18 protein-coding genes are annotated in these 23,331 nt (G+C 41.7%); 9 read left to right on the top strand and 9 right to left on the bottom strand.

Annotated features, from left to right (window positions below; genetic code table 11):
• Nucleotides 1-5: 5 nt before the first annotated feature.
• The 4 genes from BVC89_RS02630 to panB all read left to right on the top strand — a co-directional run bounded on the left by BVC89_RS02630 (nt 6) and on the right by panB (nt 5,092).
• Nucleotides 6-1,418: a sigma-54-dependent transcriptional regulator gene (locus BVC89_RS02630; RefSeq protein ID WP_086929716.1), complete on the top strand. Its 1,413-nt coding sequence runs from the start codon at nt 6-8 to the stop codon at nt 1,416-1,418.
• A gap of 867 nt (nt 1,419-2,285) precedes the next feature.
• Nucleotides 2,286-3,653: a polynucleotide adenylyltransferase PcnB gene (gene pcnB / locus BVC89_RS02625; protein WP_086929715.1), complete on the top strand. Its 1,368-nt coding sequence runs from the start codon at nt 2,286-2,288 to the stop codon at nt 3,651-3,653.
• Nucleotides 3,634-4,149 (top strand): 2-amino-4-hydroxy-6-hydroxymethyldihydropteridine diphosphokinase, encoded by a 516-nt coding sequence (gene folK / locus BVC89_RS02620; protein WP_245929307.1) that lies wholly within the window; start codon nt 3,634-3,636, stop codon nt 4,147-4,149. The genes pcnB and folK overlap by 20 nt, the downstream gene beginning before the upstream one ends.
• 118 nt (nt 4,150-4,267) lie before the next feature.
• Nucleotides 4,268-5,092 carry a 3-methyl-2-oxobutanoate hydroxymethyltransferase gene (gene panB / locus BVC89_RS02615; RefSeq protein ID WP_086929714.1) on the top strand — a complete coding sequence of 275 codons (825 nt, stop codon included), beginning with the start codon at nt 4,268-4,270 and terminating at the stop codon, nt 5,090-5,092.
• A gap of 43 nt (nt 5,093-5,135) precedes the next feature.
• Here the strand turns inward: panB and BVC89_RS02610 are convergent, their stop codons facing one another.
• On the bottom strand, nt 5,136-6,053 hold the full coding sequence (locus BVC89_RS02610; RefSeq protein WP_158657756.1) for an alpha/beta fold hydrolase: 918 nt from the start codon (nt 6,051-6,053) through the stop codon (nt 5,136-5,138).
• A 448-nt stretch (nt 6,054-6,501) separates the two neighbouring features.
• On the opposite strand from BVC89_RS02610, the gene ppc reads away from it, so the two are divergent.
• Both ppc and dxs read left to right on the top strand, forming a co-directional pair.
• Nucleotides 6,502-9,120, top strand: coding sequence for a phosphoenolpyruvate carboxylase (gene ppc / locus BVC89_RS02605; RefSeq protein ID WP_086929712.1), 2,619 nt, complete (start codon nt 6,502-6,504; stop codon nt 9,118-9,120).
• A gap of 274 nt (nt 9,121-9,394) precedes the next feature.
• Nucleotides 9,395-11,326: a 1-deoxy-D-xylulose-5-phosphate synthase gene (gene dxs / locus BVC89_RS02600; RefSeq protein WP_086929711.1), complete on the top strand. Its 1,932-nt coding sequence runs from the start codon at nt 9,395-9,397 to the stop codon at nt 11,324-11,326.
• Between the two features lie 28 nt (nt 11,327-11,354).
• Here the strand turns inward: dxs and BVC89_RS02595 are convergent, their stop codons facing one another.
• Together BVC89_RS02595 and BVC89_RS02590 are read right to left on the bottom strand one after the other, a co-directional pair.
• Nucleotides 11,355-12,041 carry a hypothetical protein gene (locus BVC89_RS02595; protein ID WP_086929710.1) on the bottom strand — a complete coding sequence of 229 codons (687 nt, stop codon included), beginning with the start codon at nt 12,039-12,041 and terminating at the stop codon, nt 11,355-11,357.
• A 246-nt stretch (nt 12,042-12,287) separates the two neighbouring features.
• Nucleotides 12,288-15,425 (bottom strand): glycoside hydrolase family 15 protein, encoded by a 3,138-nt coding sequence (locus BVC89_RS02590; protein ID WP_245929305.1) that lies wholly within the window; start codon nt 15,423-15,425, stop codon nt 12,288-12,290.
• Between the two features lie 703 nt (nt 15,426-16,128).
• Here BVC89_RS02590 and BVC89_RS02585 point away from each other — a divergent pair.
• Entirely contained in the window at nt 16,129-18,186 is a 2,058-nt protein-coding gene (locus BVC89_RS02585) for a di-heme-cytochrome C peroxidase (RefSeq protein WP_245929303.1), read from the top strand.
• An 81-nt stretch (nt 18,187-18,267) separates the two neighbouring features.
• On the opposite strand, the gene BVC89_RS02580 is transcribed toward BVC89_RS02585, so the two are convergent.
• The 5 genes from BVC89_RS02580 to BVC89_RS02560 are packed head-to-tail and all read right to left on the bottom strand — an operon-like array spanning nt 18,268 to nt 21,542.
• Complete coding sequence (locus tag BVC89_RS02580; RefSeq protein ID WP_086929708.1) at nt 18,268-18,873, bottom strand: IMPACT family protein; 606 nt, start codon at nt 18,871-18,873, stop codon at nt 18,268-18,270.
• A gap of 5 nt (nt 18,874-18,878) precedes the next feature.
• The gene (locus BVC89_RS02575) at nt 18,879-19,397 is read right to left on the bottom strand and encodes a DUF6942 family protein (protein WP_086929707.1); all 519 of its coding nucleotides are present in this window, start codon (nt 19,395-19,397) and stop codon (nt 18,879-18,881) included.
• A gap of 3 nt (nt 19,398-19,400) precedes the next feature.
• Nucleotides 19,401-20,282 (bottom strand): hypothetical protein, encoded by an 882-nt coding sequence (locus tag BVC89_RS02570; protein ID WP_086929706.1) that lies wholly within the window; start codon nt 20,280-20,282, stop codon nt 19,401-19,403.
• Between the two features lie 11 nt (nt 20,283-20,293).
• Entirely contained in the window at nt 20,294-21,172 is an 879-nt protein-coding gene (locus tag BVC89_RS02565) for an ABC transporter ATP-binding protein (protein WP_086929705.1), read from the bottom strand.
• Between the two features lie 10 nt (nt 21,173-21,182).
• The gene (locus tag BVC89_RS02560) at nt 21,183-21,542 is read right to left on the bottom strand and encodes a GntR family transcriptional regulator (RefSeq protein WP_245929301.1); all 360 of its coding nucleotides are present in this window, start codon (nt 21,540-21,542) and stop codon (nt 21,183-21,185) included.
• Nucleotides 21,543-21,778: 236 nt separating this feature from the next.
• Here BVC89_RS02560 and BVC89_RS02555 point away from each other — a divergent pair, with 236 nt between their 5' ends.
• A complete protein-coding gene (locus BVC89_RS02555; protein WP_216825075.1) occupies nt 21,779-22,357 on the top strand; it encodes a DNA-3-methyladenine glycosylase I in 579 nt (192 codons plus the stop codon).
• Between the two features lie 51 nt (nt 22,358-22,408).
• Nucleotides 22,409-22,774 (top strand): cupin domain-containing protein, encoded by a 366-nt coding sequence (locus BVC89_RS02550; protein ID WP_086929704.1) that lies wholly within the window; start codon nt 22,409-22,411, stop codon nt 22,772-22,774.
• Nucleotides 22,775-22,791: 17 nt separating this feature from the next.
• Here BVC89_RS02550 and BVC89_RS02545 read toward each other — a convergent pair whose 3' ends face one another.
• Entirely contained in the window at nt 22,792-23,328 is a 537-nt protein-coding gene (locus tag BVC89_RS02545; protein ID WP_086929703.1) for a hypothetical protein, read from the bottom strand.
• Nucleotides 23,329-23,331 lie beyond the last annotated feature (3 nt).

Here is a 23,331-nt window from a genome sequence, read left to right as displayed (position 1 = left end):
GCATTATGAGTAAAATACTGATTGTTGAAGATGAAGTCATTATTCGCACAGCTCTGCGCAAACTGCTAACACGCAATAAGCACGATATCAAAGAAGCAGGCTCGGTGAATGAAGCAATTACTAAGTTCAAACTTGATAACTTTGATTTGATCATCAGTGATCTTCGGCTACCTGGCGCGCCTGGTACAGATCTTATTAAACTTGCCGATGATGTGCCTGTCTTGATTATGACTAGCTATGCCAGCTTACGCTCCGCCGTAGACTCTATGCGCATGGGAGCGGTGGATTACATCGCCAAACCCTTTGATCACGATGAAATGCTCGCTGCGGTCAAGCGCGTTATTGGCAAAGCAAATGCTTTACCCAAACATACCCCACAGCCTAAAGATAACGACTCCCCCATTGAAGGGATGATTGGCTCCAGTTCAATCATGAAATCCCTCTATGCCAAAATTCATAAAGTTGCTCCAACAAATGCAACAGTGCTCGTCAATGGTGAAACAGGTACCGGCAAGGAATTAGTGGCCCAGGCAATTCATAGAGAAAGCCCCCGACGGGATAGCTCCTTAATCTCAGTTAATTGTGCCGCTATCCCCGAAACATTGATTGAAGCCGAATTATTTGGCCATGAAAAAGGGGCTTTTACTGGTGCCGCAAGTATGCGTGAAGGGTTAGTGGCCGCGGCCGATGGCGGCACATTGTTTCTCGATGAAATAGGCGAGCTTCCCCTAGAAGCCCAAGCTCGGCTCCTGCGAGTACTGCAGGAAGGAGAAGTTAGGCCTATCGGCTCGGTCGAGTCTAAAAAGGTAGATGTACGTTTAATCGCAGCAACGCATCGTGACTTAGGTAAACTAGTTAGAGAAAACAGATTCCGTGAAGATCTTTATTTTCGCATTAATGTCGTCCAGCTTAAGCTTCCTCCTCTTAGAGAGAGAGGTAAGGACATCTTGGCCTTGGCAGAAACTTTCGTAAAACGCTTCTGCGCTGAAATGCGCAAACCTCCGCTCTCGTTAACCCCCGAGGCGATTCAGGCCATTACGACCTATAACTGGCCTGGAAATATTCGTGAGCTAGAAAATGCAATGCAGCGCTCGGTTATCCTCTGCGAGGATGAGAGTGAAATAGATCATACACAGCTTTCAATTGACCTCGATCTTGTGAAAGTTACCGATGACGCTGATAGCGGCGAAAAAACGCTACTATCCCCCAAAGAACCTGCCGCTATGGCAAGTAATGAGCCAAATGAAGATCTATCTTTAGAAGATTATTTTCAACGCTTTGTTCTCGAACATCAGGATAGTATGAGCGAAACAGAGCTGGCGAGAAAATTAGGCGTCAGTCGTAAATGTCTTTGGGAAAGACGACAACGACTGGGCATTCCTCGAAAAAGACCAACACAATCAGCCAATTCCAAATAACTTTCTGAGACAAGTAAGCATCTAAGAAAGGCTTGTTATGTAAACAACGCTTTTGCCTCTGCTATATCGGCGGGGTCAATATGCTTAAGCTTGTTCACTATCTACAGCCTGTATCAAACTTATGGCGACATCGCTAATAAGCCAATGGCATAAAAAAATTTAAGGCTCTCAGGCGTCAATGTGGCCGTCTACATTATGTGCAAAAAACACCCACTTTTTTTGAACCATATCTACTAATAGTTACACTTACCTTCCATGCACCATAAATAGCCTCTAAATGGTCAGGTTTCACCATAAAAAGGCACAACTGCCTATAAAAGGGAGAAAAATAGTTCAAAATAGATATAAACGATAAGAAAAAGTTCCATTTTCTCTGAAAAACAGTGTTACCGTGCCTCAAAAAAGTAACAACTATCGGCACATATCGTAACGAGCCAACATAACTAAAGCTAATAAAAAAAAAGAACAAAAAAGGCAACTCATTGATTTATATAGATATTTAGTTTTTGGCACGTCAGCTGCATTAGTAAAAGCATAATAAAAACAATAAAGAATAATAAAAACTTTATAAATAACTAATAACAACAATAAATAATAAAAAACAAATTAAATAAACAATAATAACAACAATAAATAATAAGAAACGATAAGAAACTGACTTGCGTATATTGGGAGAAAGCTCGCCTAGTTGGACACGGAAGTGCCCAGGTTGATAATAAAAGAGAATGAAAGACTAGATTTTTAGCGGGAAAGCCAAGGCTTTCCCGCCTTAGTATTTACACTCCCCCTTTCCTACCCACTACTTTCTGGTACACTGCCCCACGACAAGCGCTACGCGTATTTAAACAACAAGACTTTGTCTCATTTATGTTGAAAAGGCTATATCAATTATTAAGGCCAACGGATTCTGCGGCTCCCACAATAATCCCCGAAAGCGAACACCATATTTCCAAGCATGATGTGAGTTCTGCTGCTCGAAAAGTCATCAGCAACCTGAAACAGGCGGGCTATTCAGCCTATCTCGTAGGAGGCGGGGTGAGGGACTTCTTATTGGATTTTCATCCAAAAGATTTTGACGTAGCAACTAACGCGACACCGGAGCAGACTAAAGCTGTCTTCAAAAACGCACGCCTGATCGGCCGTCGCTTTCGCATCGTCCATGTAAGATTTGGACGAGAAGTGATCGAAGTTACCACTTTCCGTGACAGCCCCCAACAAGACCAGCCAAAAAAAGATCATAACCAGTCAGATAAGGGAATTTTGTTAAGAGATAATGTCTACGGCGACATTCGATCTGATGCGTTACGACGAGACTTTACCGTCAACGCTCTCTATTATGATCCGGAAGACGGCACCATCCACGACTATACAGGTGGCTTAAAAGATCTGAATGAGCGTCAACTAAGGATTATCGGTGATCCAGATGCTCGTTACAAAGAAGATCCGGTTAGAATGCTTCGAGCGGTTCGTTTTGCGGCTAAGTTGGGGTTCAGCTTAACATCCGAAACCGAAGCGCCTATTCGAGAACATGCTAATTATCTAGCCGACATCCCTCCTGCACGTTTATTTGAAGAAGTACTCAAGCTTTTTATATCGGGCTATGCAACCGCAATTCTCACCCAGCTGCGTGAATTCGGCTTGCTCGCTTATCTTTTTCCAGGGACAGAAAGCTACTTGCAGGAAGACGACCCTTATTATCAGAAACTGATCTTTGCCACCGTTGCTAATACCGACAAACGCTTGCGCAATAATAAGCGAGTAACACCAGCATTTATCTACGCTGCTATGTTGTGGCCTTCCTTACATGCACGTATGCATGAACTTATTAATTCACACAAGGTTCCACCTTACGAAGCTATGCAGCAGGCTGCTCAAGGGGTGATCAGCCAGCAGCTTTCCTATACAGCCATCCCCAAACGCTTTTTAATTCCAATGCGAGAAATATGGAATTTACAGCTTCGCTTCGATAAGCGCGATTCACGCCGAGCACATCAAACATTGGAACATCCTCGATTTAGGGCAGCCTATGATTTTTTACTGCTACGTGAAGAGGCTGGCGAACAATTAGATGGGTTGGGAATGTGGTGGACATCATTTCAAGATGCTAATGCTGAAGAGAAGGGGAAATTGTTAAAAGATGTCCCTTCTAGTGGCAAAGGACGACAACGACGAAGGCGCAAAAAACCTCGTAAGAATAATAACAGTGGCGACAACGGTGACAACAAACAGTCATAACATTTCAGTTAAACATACAGTGTTTATTGGCATGGGCAGTAATCTAGGTGATTCACTAGGTGAAATCCAAACCGCCTGTCAGGACATAGCAAATCACCCTGAATTTTCTCTTATCCGTGTTTCCAGCTGGTACCGTAGCAAGGCCGTAGGTCCAGGTGAGCAACCTGACTATGTTAATGGCGCGATAAAAGTAGAAACCGAACTGCCGGCTCTAGCTGTTCTTAAAGAACTACAAAAAATTGAACAACAACATTTACGCGTTAGGGATATTCGCTGGGGGCCGAGGACATTGGATCTAGACATACTTCTTTACGATAGTGATATCATCAGTAGTGATACTCTTACAGTTCCTCATACCCAGATAACCCAACGCAACTTTGTTCTGCAACCCCTGCTTGATATAGACAATAATCTTGAACTACCAGACGGTCGCAAAGTCGCTGATCTTTTGCATATAATTGGCACTGCTGACTTATTTCGAATCGACGAAGAATAACGCTTTTTAATGGGTTACTTTTCGGGTTTATCCGCCCGATTTTCTATTGTCAAAGTCCAATATGAAGGACATTTGGATATAAGTTACTTTCTTTTCACACTATTTATTGGTTACTGCTATGGTCTACGCTGGAGATACCACTCAATCACTAGAAAAGCCCGTTACTATTCTCACTTTGAAAAAAATGAAGGAAAGCGGCGAAAAGTTTATTACTGTTGCTCTGTACGACGCTCCCATGGCAGCGATGGCAGAATTAAGCGGTGTTGAAGTTGTTTTGGTTGGCGATAGCCTAGGCATGACTGTGCTCGGCTATGACAGCACCATCCCAGTTACCATGGAGCAAATGATCTATCACATCGAAGCCGTTTCCCGTGGCAATAAAAAATCATTGATTATGGGAGATCTTCCCTTCATGACATACGCAACCCCTGAGCAAGCCCTAGAAAATGCTGCTAAGGTCATGCGTGCTGGCGCTCATATGGTAAAAATTGAAGGCGGTGAATGGCTAGCAGACACAATAAGAATGCTAAGTGACAGAGGTATACCGGTGTGCGCACATATCGGCTTAACACCTCAGTCTGTTAATAAGTTGGGAGGCTTTCGCGTACAGGGTAGAACACCTGAACAGGCTCGAAAACTAATTAGTGATGCAATGGCTTTAGAGGCTGCTGGAGCCGATATATTATTACTCGAATGTGTTCCAGAAAAAGTGGCAGAAGAAATTACTGAAAATATTAGTATCCCCACCATTGGTATTGGCGCAGGAAAATTCACCGATGCTCAGGTATTAGTTATCAATGATATTTTGGGCTTGACCCCAAAACCACCAAAGTTCTCGAAAAACTTTTTAATAGAGAGTAAAGATATTCCTAGCGCACTAAAAAAATATGCCGCGGATGTTAAAACTGGTGTGTTCCCAGGCGAAGAAAATATTTTCCACTAAGCCCAGGCTTGACTGCGTCTAACACGGCTTACGCCAATTGAATTTACTCATCAAGAAGCGGCTCATCAAGAAGAGACATGGACGTTTCTTTTCGTAAAAGCATTTGGGCAATTAATTGACTCACTTTTTGAGCGTGCGTGAGATGTACGAGATGCCCCCCATCGGCAAAGCGCTCTACCCTAACGCCACCTGGAGATCCAACCTTTTCGGCAAAATCCGCATGACGTGGGTCAACCAATTCGTCTTTATTTCCCTGCACAATAAGCAATGGAGCACGCAGCTTTCGCCAGAGAGGTTTCATCTCTGTCAAGCTGTCTTGCAATGCTAAAACTTCATCATTGGCTTTTACCATTTCAGATGGCAACATCCATTTTACTAATAGCCAAGTAGCAAGATTATTGTACCAGTGTGCCGCAGGATACTGATCAGTTAGATCGCCTGCCAAAACTACAACAGCATCCACCAGTTCTGGATAATCCATAGCTATCCTAGGCACTAGCGAGCCACCGAGTGAATGGCCTACTAAAACTAAGTTATCACTATCGAACATGTGCCGTAATTCAGATAACACCGGCCCAATAAGCTGGGATTGTCTAGCGAGGGATAAGTTACCGTCATCGTTAAAAATCGTCGAGCCTCCCCAACCTGGCCTATCAATGGCAACCAAATTTGCATTCTCTACTAGCTTTTCATCACTCAACTGTGGCGAAAACACAGTCCAGCTACCCGGTGTCCCATGGATAAAAACAATAAGATTCTTAGAGTCGTTTTTACGCATAACATAGTGAATACGAGTCGCTTGGTTGGCGATTAGGTGAGATGAGACAAGCTCCTTGGCGATTAACCCGTCGGCGACATCACCACTTTTAACAATTGCGTCAGGGGCAAAACATGCCGTTAAAGTAACAGTTAAAACTAGCAGCATGAATACTCGCACACCTTGCTTTATTGCAAACAGCATTATCGACATTTCCTCAGTTTAGAGCATAAAAAACAACCAGACATTGAGGCTACCAACAAGTTCCAAAACAACCTCCACTACAGATGAGCAATATACTAGTTCATCCCTCTATAAATTATCCGTTTTCATAAAATATTGTTCACAGATTTAAATTTAGGGTCTGTCAGCGAAATCGGCATTCATCGCTTTTTCTGTTTACAACTGATGAGTTATCAGGGAAAACCTTACATATAACATAAAATTTATCCTATACGTACATTTATCAATCAAAACAGAATACTATTTTGCATATGCGACCAGTGCCTGATAAAGTTTCAAAAAGTCGAGAATGAAATCACAAACCACTAATTTTTTTATTCCTCATAGAAAACGTCTAAACAATTCAAATACACGTACTAACCGTATTTAATATTCCGTCAATCTATTGGCCTGCAGCCATAGGAGAGTTATGCAACAGTTGCCCGAAATATTGAGAGATAATGTAAGACTACTGGGACAGTTACTTGGTGAAACTTTACTTGAGCACGAAGGCCCAAAACTTTACAAGAAAGTAGAAGAAATTCGAGCTCTGTCAAAAACTCTGACCCAAGCGCAAGATGGCGATTCAACCCCTCTAATTGATTTTCTTAGCCAACTCGAAGATAAAGATATATTACCCATAGTCAGAGCATTTAACCAATTTCTGAACTTGGCCAATATCGCAGACCAGGAATATCTGTGCAGTGCTGCTGCTCAAACAGAAGATCGCTTGGATGCCTTACTCGAACAACTAGCGAAGGATACCGGCAAAGACGAACTTAACCAACTGATTCAAAACTTAAAAATCAGCCTGGTACTCACAGCACACCCCACAGAAGTGACAAGACGCACCCTCATACGTAAATACGAAGCCGTGGCCGATACTCTATCTGATATGTCCCGTAGTGATTTACTCACTTATGAGAGAAATAAATTACAAGGCCGCTTGCATCGTTTAATCGAAGAGATATGGAACACCGACGAGATTCGTAGCGAACGGCCAACGGCCGTCGACGAAGCCAAATGGGGCTTTGCCGTTATTGAGAATAGCTTATGGCGAGCAGCACCTGATTTCGTCCGCCATTTTGATCGCATCTGCCGCCGCCGGCTGGGCCAAGGTTTACCTTTGGATATTAAACCTTTCCAGTTTTTTTCCTGGATGGGGGGAGATCGTGATGGTAACCCCAATGTTACCCACGATGTTACCGAAAAGGTTATCTTACTTGGCCGTTGGAAGGCCGCTGAACTCTATCTTGATGATTTCCAGAATATAGGCGGGGATCTTAGTATGCATCAAGCGAGTCCAGAACTACTTGATGCCATTGGAGTGAAGAGCGCCACCCCCTACAGAACACTTTTAGCTGGTATTAACGAGCGTTTGAAAAAAACCATTATTTGGACTGAAGCGCGTCTGAGAGAAGAAAATGTCGCCGAGCCTGAAGATATTATTCGCTCGCAAAAAGAGCTGCTAGACCCTCTGATGATGTGCTACAACTCGTTAATTGCTCAGAACTTCGAACACATTGCAAATGGCCCCCTACTCGATACCATAAGACGCCTCTACGCCTTTGGCATTAATTTACAGCCTCTCGACATTCGACAAGACGGTGACCGTCACGTTCAAGTATTGGACGAGCTAACGGAATACCTGGACTTGGGTAATTACCGCCAGTGGGATGAGCAACAGCGACAAGAATTCTTGTTAGAGCAGCTCGCCAGCAAACGTCCTTTGCTGCCTCACGATTTACCTCTGTCTAATGACTCGGCCGAAGTAATCGCCACTTGCCGCGTGATCGCCAAACAGCCTCGAGAAACCCTTTCTCATTACGTTATATCTATGGCCCAGCAACCGTCAGATGTGTTGGCTGTCGCTCTGCTCCTTAAAGAAACCGGCTCTACTTGGCGAGTGCCTATCGTCCCCTTATTTGAAACGTTGGACGATTTGGATCGTGCCCCGTCGGTGATGAACCAACTTTGGCAAATGCACTGGTACCAACAATACTGCAAAGGCGAGCAGACAGTGATGATTGGTTACTCTGACTCTGCCAAAGACGCCGGTAAAGTAGCAGCCACCTGGGCACAGTACAAAGCGCAAGAAAAACTGGTGAGCTTATCCGAGCAGCACGATATTACTTTGAGTTTATTCCATGGCCGTGGCGGCACGGTCGGCCGTGGCGGTGGCCCAGTGGAAAAAGCCATGGCTTCTCAGCCACCAGGGTCTGTAAAAGGCCATATCCGCGTAACCGAACAGGGAGAAATGATCCGCTACAAGTTCGGTATACCAAGAATTGCTTTCAAGAGCTTATCTAATTACGTGCACGCGACTCTTAAGGCAACCACTGCGCCAACGCCGCCACCTCAGCAATCATGGCGTGACCTGATCGAGCAGATGGCACAAGCCAGCCTCAAATCCTATCGAGGCGTAGTGCGTGAAGACCCAAACTTTGTTCCTTATTTCAGAACCCTTACCCCCGAACAAGAGTTGGGTAAACTAGCACTGGGCTCTCGCCCAGCCAAACGTAAAGCGGAGGGCGGAGTAGAAAGCCTGCGAGCAATTCCTTGGGTATTTGCTTGGATGCAAGTGCGGCTTAATCTACCCAGCTGGTTGGGCTGCTCTCAGGCATTAGAGTATGCTCAGGAAAAATCCCCTGAAGTACTGGCAGAAATGGTAAGTGAATGGCCGTTTTTCTCCAGCTTCTTGGATTTACTTGAAATGGTGGTAGGTAAGGCTGATGGACAAATTTGTGGCTACTATGAAAAGTTATTAGTGTCACCGGACTTACACACCTTCGGCGATCAACTACGTAAAGACTTGATCAACCTGGAAAACCATCTCAATAGCATCAAACAGCAACCGGCTCTACTTGATGATAACCCCCTATTACAACTATCCATTAATGTCCGCAAGCCTTACATAGACCCGCTTAACTACCTCCAAGCAGAACTCCTCAAACGTGAGCGCAGAGCAGGAGAAATAAGCTCAGAGCTGGATCAAGCATTGAAAGTAACGATGGCGGGCATCTCCGCTGGTATGCGCAATACTGGCTAGCTCGTAAGTTCCACATCACAAAGGCTAACATAAACAGCCAAAGGCTCTGACATATGCGCTGATCGGTAAAACAACCGGTTAGCGCCACTCTGGCGAAGGATTCGCACTAGGGCTTTCAAAGCACATCAGGACACAATACAATTGGAGTTTTAGTGTGCTGATCTCAACCGTCATAAAGACGACACAATAAAAAAGCGGTGATATAGTAGTGGCTTAAGCCATTAGAATTAGCCGCGTATCTATCTATGCTATGGAACTATAGAAGTATTTATTAATGTTTGACACCATCCCATTAGAAAGGCCAGAAACCCCACTACTAGACGGCATCGATTGCCCGGCAGATTTACGCAAGCTTAAAGAGAACCAACTTGAGCAGCTTGCCAGTGAATTGCGGGAATTCTTGCTTTTTACCGTCGGCCAGACAGGAGGGCATTTTGGCGCGGGTCTCGGTGTTGTTGAGCTTACCATAGCCCTACACTATGTTTTGAATACTCCCAATGATCGTATTGTATGGGATGTAGGCCATCAGACCTACCCACACAAGATTTTAACGGGTCGCAGAGATGAAATGGCAGGCATTCGCCAATGGCAGGGTATATCAGGTTTTCCCAAGCGCAGCGAAAGTCCTTTCGATACCTTTGGTGTAGGCCACTCCAGTACTTCTATCGGTGCCGCTCTGGGCATGTCAGAAGCGTCAGATCTACTTGGGTTAGGCCAACAAGCTGTGGCCGTTATAGGCGATGGTGCCATGACCGCCGGTATGGCTTTTGAAGCACTCAACCACGCGGCACATACCAAGAGCGATCTTCTGGTCGTACTAAACGACAACAATATGTCTATTTCCAAAAATGTCGGCGGTTTAGCTACTTACTTCTCAAAGATCTGGGCCAGCAAGACATATCACGCTCTGCGGGAGGGAAGTAAGCGCGTACTCACAAAAATTCCCCAGGCATGGGAGCTAGCGCGTAAGACCGAAGAACATCTGAAAGGCATGGTGTCTCCTGGCACAATGTTCGAAGAACTCGGCTTTTATTATGTAGGGCCTATTAACGGCCATGACCTACATCACCTAGTACCTTACTTGCGCAATTTATTGGCGATGAAAGGCCCTAAACTGCTCCATATCATCACCCAAAAAGGGCATGGCTTTGCGCCTGCGGTGAGTGACCCTGTGGGCTATCACGCACTTAACAAAATAGAGCCCAAAGTAAAGGTTAATGCGCCAAAGCCCGCTATATCAAACAAGAAAAAATATCAGACCGTTTTTGGCGATTGGTTATGTGATGTGGCTGCTGAAGACGAATCTCTGGTTGCCATCACACCCGCTATGTGCGAAGGCTCTGGAATGGTTGAATTTTCAGAGGTATATCCAAATAGATTTCATGATGTCGCGATTGCTGAACAACATGCCGTTACTTTCGCGGCAGGACTTGCATGTGAAAATATAAAACCTGTGGTCGCTATTTATTCTACATTTTTACAACGAGCATATGATCAGCTTGTGCACGATGTGGCACTTCAAAACTTGGACGTAACTTTTGCTATTGATCGTGCAGGTCTTGTTGGCGAAGACGGCCCAACACATGCTGGGAGTTTCGATATCTCTTTTATGCGCTGCATTCCTAATATGATTATCGCGACACCCAGTGATGAAAATGAGTGTCGCCAACTTTTGTATTCTGCTTACCATTATCAAGGCCCTTCGGCAGTTCGCTACCCAAGAGGCACAGGGCCAGGTAAGGACATCATCGTAGAAGATCAAAAATTTGCCGTGGGCAAAGGCAAAAAAATCCACAGTGGTCGCAGTGTTTGCATTTTAAATTTTGGTGTTTTACTACCTCAAGTCATGAATGTCGCCAAGAAAAATCAATACACCGTATGTGATATGAGATGGGCAAAACCATTTGATACTGAACTCATATTGGATCAAATAGCTCAGCACGATTACATTATTACTGTAGAGGAAAACGCCGTAGCTGGTGGCGCGGGTGCAGGCGTTATCGAATGGTTAAGTAGCGAGGGCTTTACCATCCCCACTCTTACCATTGGCTTGCCCGACAAGTATTACCAACACGGCAAGCGCGAGCAGTTACTTGATGAAGCAAACCTCAGCAGCAAGGGTATTGAAAACCAAATTATTCAATGGCTAGAAAAACTAGCTACTCGACAAGTGCCACTTTCAAGTACTAGAGTATTCTCTCACTAGAGCCTATTAACAAGTTTTATCCAAGTATCTATTGAGCAGCACAGGAATAATCCATCTGTGTTGCTAGGTAGGCTTTTTCTAAGTCGGGAATGTATTTTTTATGCTTGCGATTAAGCATAGTAAATAAGTATTGTTGATCAATAGGTTCGTCAAAATAAGAGATAATATGCTGATTCAAATGACGGCGATTTATTTCCATTCCGATATCCTTGCTCCAAAAAGTATAGTCACCACGCTTCGCTCTTATCATGCTCAACGCTCCCGTTAGTGAGCTTGCTTGATTGCTACGCTTATAGATAGTGTGGGGAAAACGTTCGAAATAGCGAATACCTAAAATCGGAACTAACGTATAGTTAATCACGTCACTCTCATGGCTAATATCGAGACCCGGGCGTCCATATACCCATAAATCTATAGACGAAACAGGCGTCATAATAGGCAGCAGAGAACTTTCTTCACGGTAAACTTGTTCTATGCGTCCTACGTCACCATCGATGTTCGCCCTCTTAGACATTTCCAGAGAACGTTTTGCTGGTAATTGTACTAGTGATACCCCATGGCCTGCATAGTTAAACGCACAAGTCACTCTTTTTAAAATATTTTTATCACTAAACACATGTTCAGGTGAATATCCTAAAATAAAATTTTCCGCCGATACAACAGGTATCACACTACATAAAAAAACAAAAATATAAATGCGTAAATTAGCCTGCATGTAATACTAGAACCTATTCCTAATAGAGGTAATGTCATAGTTCAACACCTTAACAATAACAACATAAATTTTTAAAGTATTAAAAGGCATATCCTCTAACAAAAACCACATAATATACTTAAAAACCTACTATCAAGATCTTCCAAAAAACCTACCAACTGCATCAAATTCAACAATAGCGCGCTTTAACTCTTGTGTGCAATACTATTTAAATAGGGCTATTTATTTAGTTGATTTTGGTCAAGCTTACTGTTCGCTCTCCTCTTTAGTGCCTGATATAAAATCAGGCAGAACCTTCATTAAATATTCTTGCAGTTGAAAAGGCGATAGCTCAATTGCAATATCTAAACTTCTAACAGACATATCGTTTTTTCTACAGTCCTTAACAAAAGCATCAGCAGCACTTTCTAATATAGCACCAAGATCTAAACAATCATTAAAATATACCTCAGTGTTTTTCTGGCAATATTGCGTGTAAGCGTAAAGCGTTTCAACTACAGCGCTCTTGTAATAAGGCGGATGTAGTTGCTGGGTATAACTATCAATCAAGTGTGCAAAACTCTCTTCACCGGGTGTCATCGAGCGACGAATAGCTTCAGTGTCCAAGGCACACTCTTCGCTTTTCAGATCACCAAAAATAATATACTTTGTGTGCGCTAAACTTTGCCAAATTTGCTTTAAAAAAGTCTCATCGAAGCGTTGAATCAGTCCTCGGGCTGAACGCCATTGTAGCCAATCTGTATCAATTGCATGTGCCTGTTCTGCGGCACTATCTAAAAAGTCTTTATTGCTATGATTTTGTGAGAGGTTAAGTTTAATTCCTTGGGTAAATGTTTTTTTCTGCCTTTGCAAAATATCTGTAAGGCAATCTAAGAACTTAACGGGAGACAAGGAAGCAAGGGTTTCGATACCTTGATAGTAGTCAGATACCTGTTTGTTTTTAGCGCAAAGTGCAAGTAAGTTATGGACGTAGATAGAACGCAGACCATCAAACAAGTCAGGGTTGGTACGAACTAAGGAGCCAATAATAGCTAAGAGTTCCTGGATAAGGCTGCGCTCCAAACAACTTTGAGCAATGTCTTTGATACTCTGTATAACGTCTTCATTAGAAGAAGATAGATGTAACTCTTTATATTGAGTTTCACTGCTCCCTAATACCACAGACAAATGGCGTGAACCTAGAAGACTGAGTCCTTCCGAAAGTCCAGAGTGCACTTTATTTAATAAGGTAAAGCAAAAACGAGCACTTCGCCAGTGATTATTTCTACATGCGATATAGTATATTTGGTCAAATACTTCCAGTAGATATTGTCTACTATCGATATCTGTTTCATCGTGCAGTTGGCGACTATCTGTAAACTGTTTAATTAATACATAAATCCTGCTGTCCACCTCAAAAGCATCAGAGTTTGTTTTTAGAATGTGCTGATACTCATCAACAAAACATTTTGTATCAGCATTAGGGGCATCAGGTAAGTGGTCAATTAAACTTTTATCACTATCAATACCATTAGGATAAATAGGTGTAATACAAAGATTATCTACTATAAATTTACTATTACTCGATGCCCGGTAGGCTAATTTAGCCGATGCATATCCGACACGCTCATTATTAGCTTTCAGCTGGAAGCTACGCAACGTTTGAAAAAGTCTATCTATATCAGCAAGTTTGCAGGTACGCTGCTCTACCATAAATGTAAATACAGCCACCTCAGTATTGAGCCAGTGTTTACGAATATGTGAAATTTCTTGCTCGATCTTATATGCCATACACCTAGCATCGTAGTTTAAGTAATCATCCTCATCACCCTGAATCCAGGACAAGCAAAGAAATTGTGTTCCGTTAATGTCATAAGTTTTCGAGGTTGATAGGCTCTGTAAACGCCGCTTGGGTCGTCCAGTCAAACCAAGAGATGCATTGGCGCCTACTTGCGCATAGGCTTCGACTAAGTGAGGTGCTGAGATTACATTAATCGGACGAATATCATCTAAGGATTCAGCGATAACACCATTTTTAGACAAGAGCTCTTTGACTTCATCATTTTCGGCTAATACGACAAGTGCAATTTCTGGTTGAATAAAACGAGTAGAACGGCGACGTAACCTCAGGGAATCTAAGTCCTGAGTTGTCAGCAGGCCCTCGTCAATCATTAATCCCGTTAAATAAAGACTTTGTGCCCATACTAAAGGAACATTTTCGTTAGCCACTCGTTGTTGACTACGTGGGTGTTTTTTTTCTGCTGCTATATTTTCTTCGGGCAAATAGTAAAGTTCAGGAATTAGGCCAAAACCATCCACTTCAACCATAAGACTTTCAATTTTATCACGGTAATATTTTGCTGTTGCTTCATTCTCATTAAATAGTGCATCGATATATAAGAAGGTGTAAAACAATGGCCATTCCGATTCTACATTTTCAAAATTCGCCAACTCAGTATGCTCATAATAAAGCCTAGAACTATCCTCTAAAACGGTCTGATGACCATCCCAAATGAAACGTTTACAACCGTAGTTGCCACCGAGGGTAGCCAAAATTTTATCTCGGGTTTTAATTACAAGAGCTTCATCACCAACGGCAAATGCAGGAAAACCAATAATACTTAAAAGCGCACTATCCACTTCTTTAGATAGGCTCTCGCGGGGTAATATCGATGCAAGAGTAGCACGAGCAAGAGAAATAGAATCTGCGACAGTGTGTACGATTGCTCTAGGGGACGCATTTTTACCAAACAAGTTAAAGCCGTCGAGAGCTTGCAAAGCGGCTTTCGCCATTCCTAGAGAACTTGCATTAATTTCTGTTTTACCATTATTAATTTTGTTGCCTCGCTCCCAAATACCAAAATCAGGTGTCCGATAAGCTCCAGCAATGTAGTAAATCAAGTTTTGGATAAAGTCCACTTCATCATAGGTAAAAATAATTCTCGAACCTGAAGCAGATATTTGCCCTAGCATTAATAAGAATAGAGATGTCGCATCAATTTGCAGATGGCCCCAGGCATCATCAGCTACCACAGGCAAACCTGTAGCAGTATCGTATTTTGCGTGCAGAGCATCAATCGGATTTAGGGAATGTTTGAAGATTTCAACTTTATCTGCTTGGCGCATCATCGACTGTAACAAGCCACGCATAAGTTTGATAGTAGATTGCTCAAGCTCATCACTGCGGATTTTTTCTCCATGCTTGCGATACGCTAGCCCCAGCGCCCAAACACACATGATCGAGTAGACATTATCTCTTACCCAAGCATCAGTATAGTTACCATGTGTATTAATTGACGTACTGGCAGGAAGCAAGCCAGTGACAGGGTGTTGTCGACGCAGAATAACAACACTCACTTCTTTATAGATACTATCCAATAAATCTATCGATTTTATAGCCATCATTAATTACTACTATTTCTTAATTGCTGAATAACCAACACTAATATCACAGGGTTACATGCTGATAAAAACCTGTATTAGACACTAGTAGGCGTGAGCAAGATAGTCTTAGTTATCAAGTGGTAGGTTCTGATTTTTCACACTCAATAGTAGTATAAGCACTTACATTGTGTGGCAATGAATTTAATTTATCTCCATACAAAAAGCACCAAGTAAAGAAAATCGACACTCTGCTTAAAACGCATAAAAAACAAACATATATTGGCAAGAATGATTATTTCCAGCTAAATAATAGCTTAATAAAGTATGCTATATTGATGTTCTGCACTATTTAACTATACAAGCTGCTCCAGCTTAATAAAAAATCATCTAAAAATATGCTTTACTCTGAGCTAAGTTTTTCAGACACTATTATTATGGCAATGTCGTGAAGTAATATCACAAAAATACTGATTTATTTGTATTTGACATCAAAAACAATTCCAGCTAGTTAACTTATTAGGAGTTTTTGTTACACACAATAGATAGTCAGTTGTTAGATCTAATGCTCTAGGAAACTTGGAAACACATTAGAAGTTGATCATAAAAATTAATAAATACCAGGAAGGACAAGGTCATGCATGTACAGTCTCTTTTTGCCCCCATAAAGTTCTTAATCTTATTACTTGTAAGCATTCTAAAAAAGAATTTCAGGATGTTGCGTCTGATGTGCATACTCGTCATAACGAGTATGTGTATTACTCTCATTATCGGTAAGATTTATCAGCACTGGGATGATCATCCCGATAGAGGAGCAATTGCCATCACCAGTGGCGAATTTGGTGAAGACTTCTCAACACCGGTTTATCTCGATCAAGGTTGGGATAATTCAGATAGCATGTGGTTTTACAACACCACTCAGGGATCGAATTTAATTCCCTATGATTTTTTTCTCGCTCTGGAACTAGCAGACAGCGAAGAGAAATTTAAATCCGATAAGATATTCCATAAGTATCGTTACCTGCCCCAAGCTAAGAGCTTCTTCAACGAAGACGCCCTAGCAGTAGGTTTCACTAAAGACGAATACAAGGGTAGAGACTACATAGGATATACCTGTGCGGCCTGTCATACGGCACAAATTAATTATAAAGGTCAGGCCATTCGCATCGATGGTGGGCCTGCTATGGCTGATATGGTTGGCTATCTCCACGAAATGCAAAAAGCCATGATGACGACGCGGGATGATAAGGCGAAAAGAGAGCGTTTTATCAACAATGTGTTGGCGCTCGATAATGACTATAGCCGTGCTGAAGAAGTGGAAAAAGACTTAGAAAAATGGACGGGAGTTATTCTAAATTACAACACGGTCAACCACAGTAAAGTTAAATATGGATTTTCGCGCCTCGACGCCTTCGGACGCATATTTAACCGGGTATTGCAGCATGTTATCAATAAAGACCAAGCCCGCACCCTAATGCTTATCGCCACCAATGCTAGAGGCGAGCGCATGCTTACCCCAAAGCAAGTGGATGCGGTGCTTAAGGGAGTAGATGAAACAATTATTGGCGACAACCAATTTGCCCTTATTTTAGAGCGGCTGAGCTCGGACGAGGGAGACTACCCTAACCTCAGTTACACAAATATCCTCCGTTTACGAGATTATTTGTTTAACGAACCTAATGCGCCAGTAAGCTACCCCTTTCTTTGGGATATCACTCATTCAGACTATGTTCAATGGAATGGCATTGCCGGTAACGCAGGTGCAGGACCACTAGGTAGAAATGCCGGTGAAGTTACTGGCGTGTTTGCAACTCTTGACTGGCAAGCAAGTGAGCCTTTCTTCAGTCTCAGCGCTCACCTATCAGGCCAAAAGAATAAACACAAAAAAGTGAAGTTCGAATCTTCTACTGACTTAACGAACCTTAAAAGACTGGAGCATCAATTAAAAAGTTTGAAATCGCCCTTGTGGCCGCAAGAAATGCTGGGGTCAATTGACCAGGAGCAAGCGCAGAGAGGTCAGCTCATCTATGCCAACTACTGTCAGTCATGTCACCAGGTGATAGATAGAAATGACTGGGATAGGGTCGTTATAGGCCATATGTCCTCGCTTGAGGACGTCAAGACTGACCCTGCCATGGCTGAAAACAGTATTAACTACAAAGGCAAAACAGGGAATTTCCAAGGGACTTATCAAGGCGTAGATGTGGGTGGAGATATTATTCTTGGCGAAGAAGCACCTGTTGCAGTAATCCTTACGGCAACCACTCGTGGTGTGGTTGCAACGCCAGATCCAGATAAAGGATTTATTAGGCGTTGGTTAGATTTGATTTACACTCTGGCAGGATCATTTTTTGATAACGATATTAAGCCGAGTATTAAACAAGGCACCTATGAGCCTGATACTACAGCCGAGCCGTTTCGATCTTTACTCTCATATAAGGCAAGATCATTAAATGGTATCTGGGCTACCGCGCCTTATCTTCATAATGGTTCAGTACCAACATTGTATGACCTATTATTGCCCAAAAAACGCGAAGGTGATCCTGAAGACGGCCGTTACAGACCCGATACTTTTATGATCGGTACACGGGAGTTTGACCCGAAAAAAGTAGGCTTTGTCTATGAGGGCTATGAGGGGTTTTCCTTTACAACTAACAAGCGCGGTAATTTTAATAATGGCCACGAGTACGCGGCAGGACGCACACCGCAGCCTAACGGAGAGATATTGCCCAGTCTGACTGAAGCTGAGCGCTGGGATCTATTAGAGTACTTAAAAACGCTTTGATAATTATATTAAGAGTAGAAAACAATAACTTATTGTTTTCTACTCTTAATCCCCCCCTTATCCCTCATCTTTGCCTAGACATTATTGTTCAGCAATCAAGGTGCCGCCCTGAGCAGAAAGAAAATCTGTTAAGGTTGGCAATTCTTCAGGTTTAATAGCAAGATTAAAACGTACCACCTGCTGATAATCAACGTCCACCATTTCACCTGAGTGTAAGCTCAGCCAGTGCCGAAGAGGCTGTTCTAGAGCAAACCCACCCTCAACCACAATATCTATAAGCGGGAATTTCGTATACGTTGATATTTTATCCATGACCTGTTGGGCTGCCGAACTATAGGCTCTAACTAAACCTCCAGCTCCTAATTTAATACCACCAAAGTAACGTACAACCACTAGCATAATGTTGCCTACACATTTGTGCTGCAGTACATTCAAAATAGGTTTTCCCGCTGTGCCACTGGGCTCACCATCATCAGACATTGCCACCAAGGCGGGGGACAGGGGGTTACCAATTAAATACGCCCAGCAATGGTGCCTAGCGTCGGGATATTGTGACCGAGTCTCATCAAGACGTAGCAACGCTTGCTCGCGACTGGATGCCGGCAAGGCAATGGCAATAAAACGACTCTTTTTGATTTCATATTCGGATTCACTTACATCCGATAATACTTGATATTCTCTAGACATTAATCCTAACTGACACTCATCATTTGTACATATTTCACTAGCTGATCAATTCTCTCGTTACTCAGCTGTCGATAATCAAAATAGGGACAAACAATAACACGCTTACTTTTGTTAATGGCAAAAAATGCATCTTGCCAATCGATACTAAAGGGCATATTTAACTCAGCAGCATACGTTTTTCCGGCGATAATATGAATACAGTCAAAATCAAAGTTTGGCTTCGAAAATAACAAGGCTTCTTTTGTATCTCCTTGCAGTAAAAATAAATCACGATATTGGCGCCAACCGTTATGACTGTTAGACCATTTAAGCGCATACAAAAACTTGGCATAGACATTAAATATCTTACGCCAATGATTGCCGGTTTGTTGCGCAATAGAATAAACCTCTCCTTTTACCAGGGATCTCATCTTTGTAAGTGCCTGATATTCCGGCATAGGCGGACGATTAGCGATATATACGGCAAGGGAAAAACGTTCCGCCCCCAAACCAATACGCCCGGAGGCATTAACAGCGTCTATCATAAACTACATCTCATAACGATTGTTTCTCATCCAAATTGCCAATGACAGAAAAACAAAAGAAACAATAATGCCTACAAAAACTTCTGGGCCAGATAAAAAACTTTTACTCAGGCTATTCATAAACTCGTGACCATCACCAAAATAATCTTTCATATGATTATTAAAATCAGGAATATAACTTGCGAAAATATTGAATAGCCATGATCGACCAAAAAAGATGTTCTCCACAATTATAATGCCTAGTGGAGGTAGAATAGACCACATCATCGGAGAACCAGAAGTTGATGATGATACCAACATCAGCCAACTATAAATCGGTGAAAACCATAAGCCACTGGCAAAAATAAACAACAAGGCGCTGAAAAAAGCTAAGACAAGACCGGAGTTAAATAATACAAGACCTATATTCCCCAAACCAAGAATAAAACTGAGTAAAGTCACGATAATTAAGAGTATAAGAATAGTAACGAGGCTGATGATCAACGCCGAAACAGGAACAATAAGCAGCCCTGTTAAAAATTTCACGAGAACATTATGAGTTTCGGAAATGGGCATGGATTTCCAAAATAAAATACTGCGATCTCTACGATCATCGTATAGAGAACCGAGTAAATAATTCATCGTAACCAAAGTAGATATAGAAATAAAAATATAAAAAAATACCACTACAAAAGTATGCAGAGATGGACGTATCTGATCTACTGAAATATTTTCAATATCAATTACAAAATCTTGCGGAAGATCATTATTCAAATAGATCTTAGTTAAAAATGTAATCAAAACAAATAAAAATACTCCACCCAAGGCAGCAAACACACCAAAGAAAGATTTCTTATGCTCCCACAACTCTCGCCTAAAAAGCATTATAAATTTTACTTTATTCATGACTGCCCTCCTTATTTTTGGTTTGATGACTTGATCGTCGCTAGAAATAAATCTGCAATATCCGGTGTTTTTATTTCCCCTAGCTTTTTCAGCATCTCCAAGTTACCAGAACGATAGATCATAACTGCTCCACCTAACATCCTCTGCTCAGACAAAGGAGAAAGTTCTCGGGCTAGCGATATATTTTCATCTCTCACTTCAAGTGCTACATAATGATTAGGAATATCATCTAAACACTCCTGCAATATAATTTGGCCTTGATCGATAAATATTACATCCGTGAGAATATTTTGAATTTCTTCTACTTGATGGGTAGTGATAATAATTGTTTTGTTCTTATCATAGTACTCAGTAAGCAATCTGCTATAGAATTCTTTACGATGAATAATATCTAACCCTAAAGTCGGCTCATCGAGAACTAATAACTTAGCATCAATAGCCATTACTAATGCCAAATGTAACTGGGTTATCATACCTTTAGATAATTGACGAATTTTTTTATTGTGCTTAACTGAAGTGCTAGCGAGAAAACTCTCTGCTTTTTCACGATCAAATTTTTGGTGAATACCTTGTACAAAGTCTAACGCTTGAGAGACCGTCATCCAGCGAGGTAAAATCGCAGTATCAGCAATAAAACACACATGCTCTAATAGTTTAGTACGTTGTTTTCTGGGTAAAAAACCTAAAACATCTAAGTTTCCATCTATAGGAGTTAGACCTAATAAAGCTTTCAAAAGTGTTGTTTTGCCTGCACCGTTAGGCCCAATAACACCTAAGACTTGTCCAGCACTAACATCGAATGTGATGTCATTGATAACTTTTGTAGACCCATAGGTTTTATGTAACCTCTCAGCCTTTATAATAACCTCAGTCTCCGCGCTATCTTTCATTCTCCCTCTCCTATTGTTTTAGCTTTTCGACTACATCACTTGTTGAAATACCTAGTTCCTTAATGCGTAGAATAAATTCCGGCAGTTCACTGTTAAAAAATTTTTCTTTTTCTTTTTCCATAATAATATTCTTTGCGCCTGCGATAACAAACATGCCTAAACCCCGTTTTTTCTCTAGTAATCCTTCAGCAACTAATTGCTGATATGCCTTAGATACTGTGAGGTGATTGATATTAAGATCACTAGAAACTTCTCTCACAGAAGGTAACGCAGCCTCTTCCTGGTAGGTTCCATTTAATATGAGCGATATCACTTTGCTTTTTAATTGACGGTATATTGGCTCACCATCTTTCCACTCACTATGCATCATTACTTATCTACCTTTTTTAACCTAAACACAACGAACAAGCGCTAGCCCCCTATCTATGCGACAAAGAGATATTCCTTATATGGTGATATACATTACTATAACACCCCAACCCTAATTTGCAATAGATTGTGACTTTCTTTTCATCCTTATATTATGGGCATCTTTAAGAATTGGGCTTGACCGATACAACGACAATACTCTACCCTCAGCCGTAAACTAACGGAGATAATAGGCAAGTGAAAATAAAACGATGTCCTTGGGCAGAAGCAAGCGCCTTAGAAATAGAATATCACGATAAAGAATGGGGTGTTCCTGTACACGATGATAGGCTTCTTTTTGAAATGTTAATTCTTGAGGGAGCACAGTCTGGGTTAAGTTGGTCTGTAATACTCAACAAGAGGCAGGGGTATTTAAAGGCCTTCGACAATTTCGATGCGAAAAAAATAGCTCGCTATACAGAAAAGAAAGTTGAAAAATTATTACAAAACCCTGAGATCGTAAGGCATAAATTAAAAATAAATGCCACAATAGAAAACGCTAAACGATTTTTAGAGGTACAACAGGAATACGGCAGTTTCGACAGTTATATTTGGTCTTTTGTCGACGGTAAACCTATTCAAAATAAATGGAAAAGCGCATCCGAAGTTCCAACGAGTACAAAAGAATCCGACGCTATGAGTAAAAGCCTCAAGAAAAAGGGGTTTAAGTTTATAGGTAGCACAACATGTTATGCTTATATGCAAGGAGTGGGAATGGTCAACGATCATCTAACTACGTGCTTTAGGTACAAAGAAGTAAAAAATTTAAGTAAATGAAGCGTCTAATAATGGGCCTCGGCCTATGCGAAAGTCTGACGAGATTAATATATGCAAAAAGTTAATTTAGAAGAGAAATTTCGCCTATTCGATCAATACTTTACACCTAAAATTGTTGGTGAGCTGAATGGGCAATACATAAAAATTGCCAAATTTCTGGGAGAATTTTCTTGGCATACACATGAAGGTGAAGATGAATTTTTTCAGGTAATCAAGGGAAGTATCATTATTCACTTGCGCAATGAAAGCATTACCCTCAATGAAGGCGAGTGCTTTATTGTCCCCAGGGGGGTAGAGCATAAGCCACAAGCATTAGAAGAAGCACATATTATGATGTTTGAGCCCAAGTCAACGGGGCATACTGGGACACTAGAAAATGAACAAACTATTGCTATTGAAAATCAACAATGGCTCTAAGTTGGATACTATCAAATTCAGTTAATATCATGCTCTTCTCGTATCACCGATAGTTTTTCATTTACTCTGGATACTGCATTCATACACATTTTCATGATGTCCGCAAGCTTTGCCAATTCCTGATCAGAGATAGGCTGAACATCGCCTGCGTTATTTTTATAAAAAGCCGTCAACTCATCTAAATCAGATTGTATTGAGGGTTTGTATTTTTCAAGTAACGACCAATTTTTTGATATATCAGTTGTAAATTCAACAAATAACTGTTCCTGGGCAGCGTAAGTTGTATCTGAAAAATTCCGCCAAAAATTGTCTGCATACTTTCTGCTAGATTGTGCTAAATCCCTGTACATAAGTGGCACACTAGAAAACCACTCTACAGTATCTTTAGAAGGGCAGCTATTACCAATATTATCGCGGGAATGGTAGAACCCCACGAGGTTATCAACATATTCTTTCAAAGGCTCGTAGCACATTTTGATGGTGGCAATCGGTGTCGCAATATCATGCATTAAACGAGCTCCAGCATCATATAACTCCCGTTGGTTGACACCCATACT

The organism is Agarilytica rhodophyticola (assembly GCF_002157225.2).
Classification (GTDB): domain Bacteria; phylum Pseudomonadota; class Gammaproteobacteria; order Pseudomonadales; family Cellvibrionaceae; genus Agarilytica; species Agarilytica rhodophyticola.
This window is presented reverse-complemented; position numbering and strand designations above follow the sequence as displayed.